General features: G+C 69.3%; 19 protein-coding genes. All 19 read left to right on the top strand.

The window, feature by feature from the left end; all coding sequences use genetic code 11:
* Positions 1-119: 119 nt before the first annotated feature.
* The 19 genes from FVP33_RS13620 to fliQ all read left to right on the top strand — a co-directional run bounded on the left by FVP33_RS13620 (position 120) and on the right by fliQ (position 14,461).
* Entirely contained in the window at positions 120-461 is a 342-nt protein-coding gene (locus FVP33_RS13620; protein ID WP_147784235.1) for a flagellar basal body rod protein FlgB, read from the top strand.
* Positions 461-853: a flagellar basal body rod protein FlgC gene (locus tag FVP33_RS13615; RefSeq protein ID WP_147784234.1), complete on the top strand. Its 393-nt coding sequence runs from the start codon at positions 461-463 to the stop codon at positions 851-853. The genes FVP33_RS13620 and FVP33_RS13615 overlap by 1 nt, the downstream gene beginning before the upstream one ends.
* Complete coding sequence (gene fliE, locus FVP33_RS13610; protein ID WP_147784233.1) at positions 853-1,158, top strand: flagellar hook-basal body complex protein FliE; 306 nt, start codon at positions 853-855, stop codon at positions 1,156-1,158. Before FVP33_RS13615 ends, fliE begins: the two co-directional genes overlap by 1 nt.
* Positions 1,158-2,765 (top strand): flagellar basal-body MS-ring/collar protein FliF, encoded by a 1,608-nt coding sequence (fliF, locus tag FVP33_RS13605; RefSeq protein ID WP_147784232.1) that lies wholly within the window; start codon positions 1,158-1,160, stop codon positions 2,763-2,765. The genes fliE and fliF overlap by 1 nt, the downstream gene beginning before the upstream one ends.
* Positions 2,762-3,781, top strand: a complete 1,020-nt coding sequence (fliG, locus tag FVP33_RS13600; RefSeq protein WP_187270720.1) for a flagellar motor switch protein FliG — start codon at positions 2,762-2,764, stop codon at positions 3,779-3,781. Before fliF ends, fliG begins: the two co-directional genes overlap by 4 nt.
* The gene (locus FVP33_RS13595) at positions 3,771-4,379 is read left to right on the top strand and encodes a FliH/SctL family protein (RefSeq protein ID WP_147784231.1); all 609 of its coding nucleotides are present in this window, start codon (positions 3,771-3,773) and stop codon (positions 4,377-4,379) included. Before fliG ends, FVP33_RS13595 begins: the two co-directional genes overlap by 11 nt.
* Complete coding sequence (locus FVP33_RS13590; protein ID WP_147784230.1) at positions 4,373-5,695, top strand: FliI/YscN family ATPase; 1,323 nt, start codon at positions 4,373-4,375, stop codon at positions 5,693-5,695. Before FVP33_RS13595 ends, FVP33_RS13590 begins: the two co-directional genes overlap by 7 nt.
* A gap of 8 nt (positions 5,696-5,703) precedes the next feature.
* A complete protein-coding gene (locus FVP33_RS13585) occupies positions 5,704-6,129 on the top strand; it encodes a hypothetical protein (RefSeq protein ID WP_246142337.1) in 426 nt (141 codons plus the stop codon).
* Positions 6,096-7,484 carry a flagellar hook-length control protein FliK gene (locus FVP33_RS13580; protein WP_187270719.1) on the top strand — a complete coding sequence of 463 codons (1,389 nt, stop codon included), beginning with the start codon at positions 6,096-6,098 and terminating at the stop codon, positions 7,482-7,484. The genes FVP33_RS13585 and FVP33_RS13580 overlap by 34 nt, the downstream gene beginning before the upstream one ends.
* A 16-nt stretch (positions 7,485-7,500) precedes the next feature.
* Positions 7,501-7,944, top strand: a complete 444-nt coding sequence (locus tag FVP33_RS13575; RefSeq protein WP_147784228.1) for a flagellar hook assembly protein FlgD — start codon at positions 7,501-7,503, stop codon at positions 7,942-7,944.
* Positions 7,945-7,978: 34 nt separating this feature from the next.
* Positions 7,979-9,151 (top strand): flagellar hook protein FlgE, encoded by a 1,173-nt coding sequence (locus tag FVP33_RS13570; RefSeq protein ID WP_147784227.1) that lies wholly within the window; start codon positions 7,979-7,981, stop codon positions 9,149-9,151.
* A 105-nt stretch (positions 9,152-9,256) separates the two neighbouring features.
* A complete protein-coding gene (locus FVP33_RS13565; protein WP_147784226.1) occupies positions 9,257-9,580 on the top strand; it encodes a flagellar FlbD family protein in 324 nt (107 codons plus the stop codon).
* Positions 9,580-10,362, top strand: coding sequence for a motility protein A (locus tag FVP33_RS13560; RefSeq protein WP_147784225.1), 783 nt, complete (start codon positions 9,580-9,582; stop codon positions 10,360-10,362). Before FVP33_RS13565 ends, FVP33_RS13560 begins: the two co-directional genes overlap by 1 nt.
* On the top strand, positions 10,362-11,237 hold the full coding sequence (locus FVP33_RS13555) for an OmpA/MotB family protein (RefSeq protein ID WP_147784224.1): 876 nt from the start codon (positions 10,362-10,364) through the stop codon (positions 11,235-11,237). Before FVP33_RS13560 ends, FVP33_RS13555 begins: the two co-directional genes overlap by 1 nt.
* An 8-nt stretch (positions 11,238-11,245) precedes the next feature.
* Positions 11,246-12,151 (top strand): flagellar motor switch protein FliM, encoded by a 906-nt coding sequence (locus tag FVP33_RS13550; RefSeq protein ID WP_246142336.1) that lies wholly within the window; start codon positions 11,246-11,248, stop codon positions 12,149-12,151.
* A complete protein-coding gene (gene fliN, locus FVP33_RS13545) occupies positions 12,148-12,855 on the top strand; it encodes a flagellar motor switch protein FliN (protein WP_147784223.1) in 708 nt (235 codons plus the stop codon). The genes FVP33_RS13550 and fliN overlap by 4 nt, the downstream gene beginning before the upstream one ends.
* The gene (locus FVP33_RS13540) at positions 12,856-13,353 is read left to right on the top strand and encodes a FliO/MopB family protein (protein ID WP_147784222.1); all 498 of its coding nucleotides are present in this window, start codon (positions 12,856-12,858) and stop codon (positions 13,351-13,353) included.
* Positions 13,350-14,186, top strand: coding sequence for a flagellar type III secretion system pore protein FliP (fliP, locus tag FVP33_RS13535; RefSeq protein WP_147784221.1), 837 nt, complete (start codon positions 13,350-13,352; stop codon positions 14,184-14,186). The genes FVP33_RS13540 and fliP overlap by 4 nt, the downstream gene beginning before the upstream one ends.
* On the top strand, positions 14,186-14,461 hold the full coding sequence (gene fliQ / locus FVP33_RS13530; RefSeq protein WP_147784220.1) for a flagellar biosynthesis protein FliQ: 276 nt from the start codon (positions 14,186-14,188) through the stop codon (positions 14,459-14,461). The genes fliP and fliQ overlap by 1 nt, the downstream gene beginning before the upstream one ends.
* Position 14,462: the final 1 nt, after the last annotated feature.

The following is a 14,462-nucleotide window of genomic DNA, read 5'->3' as shown; positions in this document are numbered from 1 at the left end:
TCGGGGCGAACGGCTAACGTCCGATTCCGCTCGGCCGATAGCTGGTAATACAGAGCACGGATTGCTCACCGAAAGGCCACGGATCGGCCGTATTGTCCTCGACGACGAAACGGACGACTGTGCTCGAATCGGTTACTTCCGCCGCGCTCAACAGCGCACTGGACGGACTGGCGCTGCGGCAACGGACCATCGCCAACAACATCGCGAACATCAACACCCCGAACTACCACGCCAAGCGGGTGCTCTTCGAGGATGCCCTCGCGAAGTCGGTCGACGCCGGCAACGGCCATGTCACCGCCTCCGTCGCGCGGTCGCTCGAGCCGACCCAGCTCAACGGGAACAACGTCAATCTCGACACCGAGACCCTCTCCAACGTCGACACGGTGCTGCGCTACCAGTTCGCGAGCCAGGCTGCAGGGAACGAGTTCTCTGCCATGCGCGCCGCGATCAGGACGAGCTGATGACCTTCGACGCGATCGGAATCGCGGCCACCGGGCTCACAGTGCACCGCAAGTGGCTCGACGCCGTCGCCGACAACATCGCCAACGTCAACACCGCCAAGCCGACGAGCGGGGCCGCCTTCCAGGCTCGCTACGTGGTCGCGCAGGAGGGTGAGGGCACCACCGGTGTCTACGTCAAGGGCGCCGCCTTCGGAAGCGCGGAGGGCCGACTGGTCTACGAACCGGCGAACCCACTCGCCGACAAGGAGGGCTACGTGCGCTACCCAGACATCGACCTCGCCTCGCAGATGGGCCAGCTGATCATGGCGCAGCGCGGCTACCAGGCGAACGCCGCGGTCGTGGACCGTGCGAAGGAGACCTACCAGGCAGCACTCCAGATCGGACGCAGTTGATGAACATCGCAGGAATCACGTCCGTCCAGGGCGTCACGGGCACCGGGTACCTCCCCTCGACCACGAGCCTCGGTGCGAGCAACTCGTCGGGTTTCGCCACCGAGCTCTCGAGTGCCGTCGATGGCCTCCAACAGCAGCAGTCGATCTCCAACGACCTCGCCATCAAGGCCGTCACCGGCAACCTCGACGACATCCACAATGCGACGATCGCGGCGACGCGAGCGCAGGTCACCCTCGAGCTGGTCGCCGCGGTTCGTAACAAGGGCGTCGACGCCTTCAACGAGATCATGAGGATGCAGTCCTAATGCCCACCCAGGTCAGCACCGCGCTCCGGCGCCTCGCGCACACCATCCGCGAGTTCACCATCGCGCAGCGCACCGTCGCGATCATCGGCGTGGCCGTTCTCGCCCTCGGCGTCGTCGCGCTCACCTTCTGGATCACGAAGCCGGCCTACACGCCGCTCTTCTCCGGCCTGAGCGGAACGGACGCGAACACCATCGTCGAGCAGTTGCGCACCGACGGCGTGCAGTACGAGATCACGAACGGCGGCGGCACGATCATGGTGCCGGAGGCCAACGTGTACGACGAGCGCCTCAAGGCGGCCGCGGCCGGCCTGCCCTCCTCGACGACCGGCGGATATTCGCTGCTGGACAAGATGGGTGTCACGGCATCCGAATTCCAGCAGAACGTCACATACAAGCGCGCGCTCGAGGGCGAGCTCGCGAACACGATCATGGCGATGAAGGGCGTGAAGACCGCCTCGGTTCAGCTCGCCATCCCCAAGGACACCGTCTTCGTGTCCGAGAAGGCCGACCCCACCGCCTCCGTGTTCATCGCCACCGACAACGGCGTGACGCTGACCGATGAGCAGGTGCAGGCCATCGTGCACCTCACCTCGGCGTCCATCGACGGCATGAAGGCCACCGACGTGTCGGTGATCGATGCCCAGGGCATCGTGCTCTCCGCGGCCGGTGTCACGAGCGGGACAGACGGCAAGGTCGCCTCGGACTACGAGTCGCGCGTGCGTTCCTCGGTGCAGGCGATGCTCGACAAGGTCGTCGGGCCGGGCAACGCCACGGTCGTCGTGGCCGCCGACCTGAGCCAGAACTCCGGCCAGCGCACCGAGGAGTCGTTCACCTCGCCCACCGACGCCCCCGCGCTCAACGAGTCGTTCTCCAGTGACGCCAGCGGCGGGGCCGCCGCCGGCGGCAACTCGAGCACCGGCGTTCTCGGTCCGGATAACATCGCCGTGCCGAGCGGCGTGCAGACGGGAACCGGCGTCACGTCGCAGTCGGTCACCAAGAACAACGCCATCAACAAGGTGACCGAGTCCACGACCATCCCGGCGGGCGCGATCACACGGCAGACCGTGTCTGTGGCCCTCAATTCGACCGTCGCCTCCGGACTCAACATCGCCAACATCAAGGCACTCATCAACGCCGCCGCCGGAATCGACAAGACGCGCGGCGACCAGGTGGCCGTGGAGGTGGTGTCCTTCAACAAGATGGGCGCCGTCCAGGCCGCGAAGGCGCTCGCCGCGGCGGATGCTGCGGCCACCGCCGACCGCACGGCCGGCATCATCCGCACGGCGATCACCATCTTCGGCATCGCCATCCCGGCGACCGTCGCCCTGTTCCTCATCGCCCGCCGCCTGCGTCGTCGCAACGAGGAGGAGCAGGAGCTGCGCGACCTGGGCGAACTGGCCGAGATGCGCGCGATGATGAACGACCAGACCGTGCCGATCGCCCTCACGGCGCCGGCCTCCGCCCCGCTCACCTACACCCAGCTTCCGCCGGTCGCCCCCGGGGACAACGACCGCATGCGCGCCGAGATCGACGCCCTCGCCGGCAAGGACCCGCAGCGCACCGCCGACTTCCTGCGCGGACTCATGGATGACAGGCAGCCGGCATGAGCGAGGTGACCGCCGTACTGACCGGCACCCAGAAGGTCGCCGTCGTGCTGATGAACATGGACCCGCTGCGTGCCGCGGAGGTCATGAAGCAGTTCAATGACGCGGAGGCCGAGGAGATCGCCGCGGAGATCATCCGGCTGCGTCGGGTCGACGCCGCGGTGGCCGAGCGCACGATCGAGGAGTTTCACGAGCTCACGATCAAGGGCGGCCGTGGCGCCCGCGGCGGCAAGGACTTCGCCGCCGGACTGCTCGAGGCGTCGTTCGGGTCGGAGCGCGCGGCGGGGGTCATGAACCGCGTCGCCTCGTCGATGGCGGGCCGCGCCTTCGAGTTTCTCGACACGGCTGAGCCGGGTCAGCTCATCACGCTCCTCGACGGCGAACTTCCCCAGACGATCGCGCTCGTGCTCGCGCACCTGCGCCCGGAGCACGCGTCGCCGGTGCTCTCCGCCCTCGATCCTCAGCTGCGCACCGATGTCGCCCAGGCGATCGGCACGATGGGCACCGCGGCGCCGGAGGCCGTGCGCATCGTGGCCGACAACCTCAAGCAGCGCGCGAGCGCCGTCGTCACCGCGCGCGAGACCACCGATGTGGTCGGCGGCATCCAGCCGCTCGTCGAGATCATCAACCGGTCGGACGTCTCGACCGAGCGCGCGGTGCTCGACGGCCTCGACGGCCTCGACCCGCAGCTCGCCGAAGAGGTGCGCTCGCGGATGCTGACCTTCGCCGACCTCGTCAAGTTCGAGCGCAAGGACGTGCAGCAGGTGCTTCGCGGCATCGACGCGGCCGTGCTCGCGGTCGCCATGAAGGGTTCGTCCGAGGCGGTCACCGAGGTCATCCGCGCGAACATCTCCGAGCGCAACAAGGAGATCCTCGAGGACGAGATCCAGGCCCTCGGCCCCGTGCGCATGACCCAGATCGAGGAGGCGAGGGCCGAGGTGGTCCGCGCCATCCGCGACCTGGAGGCGCAGGGCATCATCACCGTGCAGCGCGGCGACGAGGACGACTATGTCGATTGACCAGGAGTTCTTTCCGGTGACCTTCCCGGCGCTGCGCAGTCTCGAGACGGACCCGTTCGAGGTGCAGTCGCGGGCGAGCGGGCACGCGGCCGGCTATGCGGCCGGACTGCGCGCGGCATCGGGCGAGCTCGCGGAGCGCATCGCCCGCCTGGACGCGGAGCACGAGGCGGCCGTTCTGCACGGGCGTGCCAGGATAGACCGGGTCATCGCCGTGCTCGGGGCGGCCGCGAGGGCTCTCGACGAGCGCACCCTCCCCCTGATCGAGGGCTCGCAGGACGCGCTCGCCGCGGCCGCGATCGAGCTCGCCGAGGCGATCCTCGGCTCCGAACTCAGCCGGGACGAGAACTCGGCGCGCAGCGCCCTGACCCGGGCGCTCGCCGGGGCGGACTCCACGACAGTGCGAGTGGTGCGGATGAACCCCGTCGATCTCGCCGGCCTCGACGCGGACACCATCGCCGCGACCGGGGTGCTCTTCGCCCCGGACGATTCGCTCGCCCGCGGCGACGCCGTCACCGAATTCGAGGTCGGCTACCTCGACGCGAGGATCTCCACCGCGCTCGCCCGCGCGAAGGCCGCCATCGCGGGGGAGGCATCGTGAGCGTCTACCGCCCGCATCCGCAGCGCTTCGCCGCCGCGCTCTCCGCCGGCCGTCCGGAACGCGTCGGCGTCGTCTCCTCCATCGTGGGCCTCGGCCTCGAGGTGTCCGGCCTGGACTGCGCGATCGGCGACCTCGTCACCATCGGCGACGGCGCCCTCGACGCCGAGGTCATCGCGACGACCCGCACCGGCATCCGGTGCATGCCGCTGAGCCGCATGACCGGGATCAACGCGGGCGCCCCGGCGAGGTCGCGCGGAGTGCCGATGCTCGTGCCCACCGGGAGCGGCCTGTTCGGCCGGGTCATCGACGGCCTCGGCCGTCCGATCGACGGCAAGGGTCCGCTGCGGCCGGACGCCCTGGTCCCCCTCGACAACGACAGCCCATCCGCCATGCACCGCGCCCGCATCGACACCCCGCTGCAGCTCGGCGTGCGCGTGCTCGACACCCTCACGACCGTGGGCATGGGCCAGCGCATCGGCCTCTTCGCCGGGTCGGGCGTCGGAAAGTCCTCGCTGCTCTCGATGATCGCCCGCGGAACGGATGCCGAGGTCTCGGTGATCGCGCTCGTCGGCGAGAGAGGTCGAGAGGTTCGCGAATTCCTCGAGGACGACCTCGGCGCGGAGGGCCTGGCGCGCTCGATCGTGGTCGTGTCGACCTCCGACGAGCCGGCGATGATGCGGCTGCGCGCCGCCTTCGTCGCCACCAGGATCGCGGAGTCTTTCCGGGACGCCGGGGCGAACGTCATGCTCATGATGGACTCGCTCACCCGCGTGGCGATGGCCCAGCGCGAGATCGGCCTCTCGGTCGGCGAACCGCCGGCAACCCGCGGCTACCCGCCGTCGACGTTCTCCCTCCTCGCGCGGCTGCTCGAGCGCGCGGGCACCGGCGAGAGTGGCTCCGTCACCGGCATCTACACGGTCCTCGTTGACGGCGACGACCACAACGAGCCGATCGCCGACGCGGCCCGCTCCTTTCTCGACGGCCACGTCGTGCTCGACCGCAAGCTCGCCGTCGCCGGGCACTTTCCCTCGGTGGATGCCCTCGGCTCGATCTCCCGGGTCGCCTCCCGCGTCAACTCGGGCGAGCAGACGGCCACCGCCGGCTTCCTGCGCAAGACCCTCGCCGCGCGTCGCGCCGCCCAGGACCTTCTCGACGTCGGCGCCTACCAGCGCGGCGCGAACCCGCTCGTCGACGCCGCCGTCGACCACGAGGGCGAAATCAACGCCTTTCTGCAGCAGCGGATGACCGAACAGTCCACCGCGCACGACGCGTGGGCCCAGCTCAACCGGCTCGTCAGCACACTGGGAGGCTCATGATGGCCAGAATGTTTCCGCTAGCGGGATTGCTCCGCCTGCGACAGATCCAGCAGGATCAGGCGGCGAGCGACCTCGCGTCGGCCAACGCCCGCGCCAACGAGAGTTCGGCGAGGCAGCGCCGCGCCCGCGCCGCGCTCAGCGTCGTGCCGGCCGAGGCCACGAGCGCCGCGGTTCTCTACGCCGTCGCCGCGGCCCGCGCGTCCTCCCGCAGCATGCTCGCCGAGCTCGAGGCCCTCGACTCCATGCACCGCGCTAGCCGCGACGAGGCATCCGCGGCCTTCACCGAGGCACGAGGGAGGTCCGTCGGCCTCGAGAAGCTCGAAATGCGCTTCTCGGCCGCCGTCGCTAGCGGCGAGATCGTGGCCGAGCAGGCCGTGCTCGACGAGATCGCCTCCACCGGATGGCACCGCTCGCGGTCGGAGGCCCCCCAGTGACCATGGTCGGGCTGCTCGCCGCGCCGCCGTCCGCGTCGGCGCCGGCCACGAAGTCGAGCCCGGGCGCGGCGGGGCTCTTCGGGGCCGCGCTGACCGGCGCGACCGCCGCGCTCGCCGGGTCGAACGCCGCCCCGTCGACCGACACGGCGTCGTCGAAGGACACCGCGTCGCCGAAGGACACCGCGTCGTCGAAGGACGTCGCTCAGTCGACAGGCACCGCGAAGTCGAAGGACGCCGCTCAGTCGACTGGCACCGCGCCGGCGACCACCGATTCCTCCACCCCCGCCGACCCCGGAGCGCCGGCCGTGGTCGATCCGGCCGCACTCGCCGCGGCCCTCACGTCCATCCCGGCCGCGATCCCCGTTCCGGTGCCGGCCGCATTGCCTGGCGCGGTGAAGTCGACGCCGCCGTCGGCGGCCACACCCGCCAGGTCGACCGCGGTGCCCGGTGCGGTCGAATCCGCCCCGGCGGCCCCGGCCCTCCCGGCCTCGACCGCGGCGATTGCCGCGACCGCGCCGGCCCCCCTGGCCGCCCCCACAGACGGCAAGGGCGGGAAGGCGAAGAGCGCCGCCCCCTCCCCGTCCGTCGCCCCGTCGCCGGCCGGGCCCGCGACGGAGACCGCGATGCCGCCCCAACCGGCACCCGATTCACCCGGCGCGAGCACGATCGCGCTCGCGCCGGGCACCAGCCCCGCCGCCGTGCCTCCGGCGGTCACGGTCCCGGCGGCCTCGGTCGCCATTCCAGCTACCCCCGCGGTCGTCGGGCCGCCCGCGGCGGCCGTCGTCTCCGCGAGCTCCCTCCCGGCTCGGCAGTCGCAGGAACGCGGAGCGGAGGCCGCGACCGGCCAGGCGCCCGCCGTCGCCCCCGCCCCTGCTCCGGTGGCCCAGACCGTCGCTGCGCCGGTCGCCGTCGCACCGGCCGCGGCTCCGGCCGCGACGCCACCGCTCGCGACCCAGCTGTCCCGCCCGCTCTTCACTCTCGCCACCGCACCCACTGGCGAACACACGATCGTGGTCACCGTGGCCCCGGACAGCCTCGGACCCGTCACCGTGCGCGCCCAGGTGAGCGCCGACGGCATCCGGGTGGAGCTCTTCGCGCCCACCGATGTCGGGCGCGACGCTATCCGCGCCATCCTGCCCGACCTCCGCAGGGATCTCGCGAGTTCCGGGCAGAACTCGAACCTCAACCTGTCGTCGCACAACCAGCCGACGGACCGCGGGGACGGTGGGGCGCCGCGCGAGCGGTTCGCGCCCGAGCCGCCGCGTCAGCGGGAGACCGCCCCCACCACGGAACAGACGCCCGCCTCCCCGCGAGGTCCCCACGGCACGTCAACGACCATCGACGTGATGGTCTGAGAACAAGGAGGAGGCAATGACAACCGACCCCATAGGCATCGTGGCGCCAGCCTCCTCGCCCGTATCGACCACCGGCATCTACACGACCGGTGCGGCACGCAGCCCATCGCAGTCCATGGATTCCGAGGTGTTCATGAAGCTGCTGGTGACCCAGCTGCGCAACCAGGACCCGAGCGCGCCGATGGACAGCAACGCCATGATCGCCCAGACCACGCAGCTCTCCATGATGGAGAAGATGACCCAGCTGTCGACCACGAGCACCGAGGACTTCTCGCTGCAGATGCGCATCGCGGCGGCCAACATCGTCGGCAAGCAGGTCACCTACACCGGCAAGGACGGCGCGACCGTCACGGGAATCGCGAAGAGCGTCTCCTTCGCCGGCTCGGTACCCCAGGTCAGCGTCGGGGGCGTCGACGTGGCGCTCGACCTCATTTCCGGCATCACCACAGCATCCGCATAATCCGTCTCCGACTCCAACCGAAAGGCAGCATCCCATGCTTCGTTCCCTGTACTCCGGCATCTCCGGCCTTCGCTCTCACCAGACGATGCTCGATGTGACCGGCAACAACATCGCCAACGTCAACACCACGGCCTTCAAGGCCTCGGCCACCCAGTTCCAGGACACCCTGTCGCAGATGACGCAGGCCGCGGGCGGCCCGCAGGCCAACGTCGGTGGCACCAACCCGGCCCAGGTCGGACTCGGCGTGCGCGTGGCGGGAATCTCCACCAACTTCGCGCAGGGCTCCACCCAGGCGACCGGCCGCGCGGAGGACCTGATGATCTCCGGCGACGGTTTCTTCGTCACCAAGCTCGGCGCGTCCACCCAGTACACCCGCGCCGGTTCGTTCGGCTTCGACTCGGCCGGCCGTCTCACGGCGCCCGGCGGGGCGATCGTGCAGGGCTGGAACGCGGTCAACGGTGTCGTCAACGGGGGTGGCGCGCTCAGCGACATCACCCTGCCGCTCGGCACCGTGGCGCCTGCCGTCGCCACGACCTCGGCGACCGTCACCGGCAACCTGCCCGACGACGCGGCGGTGGGCACCGCGCTCGTTCGCGACAAGCAGGTCTTCGACTCGGCGGGCGAGGCCCGCACCGTCACCCTCACCTTCACCAAGACGGCGGCGGGCTGGGATGTCGCGGGGGTCGACCCGAACGGATCCACCGGCGCCACGTCCCTCACCTTCGCCAGCGGGGTGCAGACCTCCGCGGGAACGATGACGATCGGCGGAATCGCCGTCGACATGAGCAAGCTCACCGGGTTCGCCGCCCTCACGACGGTCTCCGTCAGCAAGCAGGACGGCAGCGCGGCCGGCACCCTCCAGTCCTACACGCTCGGCCAGGACGGTACCCTCGTCGGCTCCTTCAGCAACGGGGCCTCGCAGGCGATCGCCCGCGTCGTTCTTGCCACCTTCACCAACCCCGGCGGGCTGGAGAAGGCCGGCGGGTCGTCGTACAAGGCCACCTTCAACTCCGGCAACGCCGAGATCGGGGCGCCCGGTTCCGGCAGCATCGGGTCGATCACCAGCGGTGCCCTGGAGATGTCGAATGTGGACCTCTCCCAGGAGTTCACCAACCTCATCGTCGCGCAGCGAGGCTTCCAGGCCAACGCGCGAATCATCACCACCTCCGACGAGGTGCTGCAGGAGCTCACCAACCTCAAGCGTTAGTCGGCACACTGAGTCGGCCGTCCCCCCTAACCATCGGGCGGGGGCGGCCGATAGTGCTGTATAAGGGCCCAGGAAGGGCCCACTACACGAAACAGGGATGTGCTCATGATCGTCGTCACGCGGCTGAATGACAGCCAGTTCGCGATCAATCCGGATCTGATCGAGCGAATCAACTCGAACCCGGACACGACCCTGGTGATGGTCGACGGTGCCAAATACATCGTCACCGAATCGATGACCGAGGTGATCGATCGCATCCTGCACTACCGCGCGACCGTCATCGCCCTGACACACGAGCTGTCCGCGAGCGGCCGCCTTCCGGCCAGCCGACCGTTCGGCATCGTCGACGCGGTGGAAGAAGAGGACGAGGACGGCGACGGTCACGTTGAGCTCGACATCCCCGTGACCCTGCGCCCGAGGAAGATCTGATGGATCCGGCAACCCTGATCGGCATCGCCGTCGCGTTCGGCGCGCTCTATGCGATGCTCACCCTAGAAGGTTCGGCCATCAGCGCGATCCTTCTGCCGGCTCCCATGGTTCTCGTGTTCGGGGCCACCATCGCCGTCGGCATCGCGAGCGGCACGATCAAGGACATGCTGCTCGCGATCAGGGCGCTTCCCCGCGCCTTCACCGGCAAGGTTCCGAAGCCGCACGACACCATCGACCAGGTGGTGGCGCTCGCCGAGAAGGCGCGCAAGGAGGGACTCCTCTCGCTTGAGCAGGAGGCCGAGAAGGTCACTGACCCGTTCCTGCGCAACGCCCTGCAGAACATCGCCGACGGTACAGACGGCGAGGAGCTGCGCGAGCTCCTCGAAGACGAGATCGCCACGCGAACCGCCTCGGATCGCATCGCCGGCAAGTTCTTCACGACCCTCGGCGGATTCGCCCCGACGGTCGGCATCATCGGCACCGTCGTCTCGCTGACCCACGTGCTCGAGAACCTGTCGACGCCGGGCAAGCTCGGTCCGCTCATCGCCGCCGCCTTCGTCGCGACGCTCTGGGGCCTGCTCTCGGCCAACTTCCTCTGGCTGCCGATCGGATCCCGCCTGCGTCGTCTCTCCGACCTGGAGAACGCGCGGATGTCGCTCATCATGGAGGGCGTTCTCGCCGTCCAGGCGGGCAGCCAGCCCCGACTCCTCGGCGAACGCCTCCGCGCAATGGTGCCGGCGAACGCGTTGCCGAAGACCCCGAAGCTGTCGAAAGCCGCCTAATGAGCGCCCGCAGGCAGAAGCATCACGAGGAGGCGGAGGAGCACGGGCCGGACGAACGCTGGATGGCCTCGTACATGGACATGGTCACAGTGCTGATGTGCATGTTCATCGTGCTCTTCGCGATGTCGACCGTCGACTCGGCCAAGTTCATCGCCCTGCGTAACTCCCTCGCCACCGGGTTCGGGGTGAAGGACATCGGCAAGATCGACACGGCCAAGGGAACCGTGGTGCAGCCAGACAAGGCGGTGAAGAACTCGGAGAGTTTTGCGCCGTCCCAGCTCGCCACGCAGGAGGTCGACTCCCTCAAGGCCCTCCAGGCGGCGATCTCCGCGAACCTCACCGCCAACGGGCTGACGAGCACGGTCACGTTCCAGATCACCGAGCGGGGACTCGTGATCCGCCTGGTCGGCTCGCAGACCTTCTTCGACACCAACAGCACCGCCCTGATCGGGGTCGCCCCCCAGGTGCTCAACGACATCGCGCCGGCGATCGTCGCATCGCCGTATGAAGTGTCGGTGGAGGGCCACGCCGACGCGCGCCAGTCGACGAGTCCCTACCCCACCAACTGGGAGCTCTCCTCCGGGCGGGCCGTGTCGGTGTTGCGGCACCTCGTGGAGGTCGGCGGCATCCGGTCCGACCGGATCGGCGCGGTCGGCTATGGATCGTCCCGCCCGATCGCAACCGGTACGAGTCCCGAGGAGATGGCCAGGAATCGGCGGGTGGACATCGTCGTGCTGTCCAACCAACCCGAGGGGGTGCGGGCGCTCATGCCTGGCATCGTCGCGGCGGAGGCGGCGGCGGCCGCCAAACCGCCCGTGGACCCGCCGACCGGGATTGCGCGATTCACCTTACCGGTGGGGGTCCCCGGCCGATAGTTCGCTGTGTGACGGTCCAGGAACAGATTTCTATCGGCGTGCCCGCGAACGAGGGTACAGCGGCCGAGCCCTATGACTTCCGTCGCCCAACCACTCTCGCCCGCGAACACGCCAGGGTGCTTGAGCTCGCGTTCGAGACCTTCGCCCGGCAGTGGGGCACGCAGCTCACCGCCAAGGTGCGCGTCGTCTCGCACGTGACCTGCGAGCAGGTCGCGATGCAGACCTACGACGAGTACGCCTCCGGCCTTCCGGCCACCACGGCGATGGTGTTGTGCGTGCTCGACGGGTCGAACGCGAAGGCCGTGATCCAGTTCCCCACCTCCTCGGCGCTCGCCTGGGTGTCGTACATGCTCGGCAGCAACCACGCGCAGGTCGCGCCGGACCGCAAGTTCACCAACATCGAGCAGGCCCTCGTAAGGCGACTGTTCGACGACGCGCTCGAGGACCTGCGCTACTCGCTCGGCTCGTTGCTCGTCACGTCCATCGCCGTCGACGCGATCCAGTACAACTCCCAGTTCGCCCAGGCCGCGGCCACGGCGGATCTCATGATCGTTGCCACCTTCGCCATCCGGGTCGGCGACAACGTCGCCACCGCCACCCTCGCCATCCCGGCAGCGGTGCTGCTTCCCCAACTGGGCCAGGCCAATCCCACGAGCACCGTCGCGAACGCGCGGCAGCTCATCTCGGCGCAGATGTCTGCCGTACCCGTCGAGGTGTCGCTGCGCCTCACCCCGGCCATCGTGCGGCCCAGCCGCATCCTGACCCTCGCCGTCGGCGACGTCATCAAGATTCCGCATCCCCAGCACCGACCGCTCGATGTGACCATCGACGGCCAGCCGATGGCACGGGCGGCGGTCGGATCCAACGGCTCCCGTCTCGCGTGCGTCGTCGTCACCACCGAGGAGAAATCGTGAAGAAGACCACCGCCACCGACCCGCGCGCCAAGGCAGCCGAGGCGCTCGCCAGAACGCTGCCGAGCACGAGCGTCCTCGAGGCGATCGCCATCGAGGGCCACCCGGCGGGACCCCTCGACTCCGCCGTCGTCGCCTCGTTCGTCGGCGACCGCTCGGCGGACCTCGCCGTGATCCTGAACGACGCGGAGTCGATGAAGGCCGCGGCCGGCACCGACTCGGCGCTCGTGTCGATGGTGGACGTGCTGCGTCCGGCCCTCGAGGCCGCCGCCGCCGTGCTCGGCACCGGTGTCGTCGCCGACTCGCGCATCGAGGACGCGACCGCGCTCTTCCAGGACCCCGCCACCGAGGTGTTCGCCCTCTCGAGCGAAGGGGTCGCGGCCGGCTGGTTCGCCATCCGCATTCGGGAGAACGGCGTCATCACCGGCGCGAACACCATGTCCGACGAGTCGATGGCGATCAACCTCGGCCGCATCAGCAACGTCGAAATGGCGCTCACCGTGGAGATCGGCAAGACCAGGATGTCGGTGCGCGACGTGCTGAGCCTCGAGCCCGGCGCCGTGATCGAGCTCGACCGTTCGGCCGGGGCGCCGGCCGATGTGCTGCTCAACGGCCGACTGATCGCCCACGGCGAGATCGTGGTCGTCGACCAGGACTACGCCATCCGCATCACCAAGATCCTCGACGTGACAGAGGGTCTGAGCTAAGTGGAGTCGGTCTTCCTCGCGCTTCGCGTTCTGCTCTCCCTGGCCGCCGTCCTCGGCGTGCTCTGGATGCTGCAGCGCCGACTGACGAAGGGCGCTCGGGCCTCGCGCGCCACGAAGCTCATCTCGGTGGTCACGCGCCAGGTGATCGCCCCCAAGGCCTCGGTCGTCGTTCTCGACGTCGACGGCAAGCGGTTCCTGCTGGGAGTCACCGAGCAATCGGTGACCGTGCTCAACACGAGCGAGCTGCCCACACCGATAGTGGCGGAGAGCGCCCCGGCGCGTCTGACCGCCGTGCCACAGCCCGCGACCGACCCCGCGGCGGCGACCGCGCCGAAGACCGCAGTGGCGTTCGGCCGCGCCATGGCCGACGCCGACGGCAGGGCCCTGGGCGGCCAGTCTCTGGGCGCGGGCGGCTTCACGACCGGCCCGCTCGGCAGCTCGATCCTCTCCCCCACCACCTGGAAGCGTGCTGCCGCAGCCCTCCGGCAGGGTCGATGAAGGCGCCGACGAGCCCCTGGCTCTCCGGCCGGGCGGCGCGAATCCTCGTGATGGTGTTGCTCGCCGTGGTGGTGGCCGCCGCGCTCGTCATGATGACCGGCAACGCGAGCCACGCGGCCATCGTGCCGCCGACGCCGCCCGTCGACCCGATCGCGCCGAGTGGCGGTGGCGTCTCGGTGAACATCAACGGGCCGGACGGCACCCCGTCGTCGGCAATCGTCACCCTCGTCGGAATCACCCTGCTCTCGGTGGCCCCGGCCCTGCTGCTCATGATGACGTCGTTCACCAAGATCTTCGTCGTGCTGGCGATGGCGCGCAACGCGCTCGCGCTTCCCTCGATCCCGCCCAACCAGGTGCTGGCGGGACTCGCCCTGTTCCTGACGCTGTTCATCATGGCGCCCATCCTCACCGACATCAACAACCATGCGGTGCAGCCCTACCTCAACGGGCACCTGGGCTTCAACGACGCCGTCACCCTCGCCTCGACGCCCCTGCGCAAGTTCATGCTCGCGCACACCAGGGAAGAGGATCTCGCCCTCATGACGCGGGCGGCCGGCCATGCCAACCCCAAGGACCCGCAGTCCGTTTCGCTTGTCACCCTCGTGCCCGCGTTCATGATCTCCGAGCTTCGCGCGGCCTTCATCATCGGCTTCGTGATCTTCGTGCCGTTCCTCGTGATCGACCTCGTCGTGTCGGCCGCTCTCATGTCCATGGGCATGATGATGCTCCCGCCGGTGATGATCTCCCTCCCCTTCAAGATCCTGCTGTTCGTGCTCGTCGACGGCTGGGGCCTCATCATCACGACCCTCATCTCGAGCTACAAGGGGGGCTGATGGACACCAATGCCGTCATGGACATCGCCCTGCAGGGGCTCATCATCGCCGCCAAGCTCGCCGCGCCGATCCTGATCACCGCGCTCGTCGTCGGTTTCGCCATCTCGCTCCTGCAGTCGATCACCCAGATCCAGGAGGTGACCCTCTCCTTCGTGCCGAAGGCGATCGCGGTGGCTGTGGCCCTCATCGTCTCCGGGCACTGGATGATCTCCGAGCTCGTGTCGTTCACGCAGGCGATGTTCGACAAGATTCCCTCCCTGCTCGGCGGCGGTTGAC

The organism is Lacisediminihabitans profunda, assembly GCF_008040105.1.
Taxonomy (GTDB): Bacteria; Actinomycetota; Actinomycetes; order Actinomycetales; family Microbacteriaceae; genus Lacisediminihabitans; species Lacisediminihabitans profunda.
Note: the sequence above shows the minus strand (reverse complement) of the source record. Positions and strands in the feature narration are given on the sequence as shown.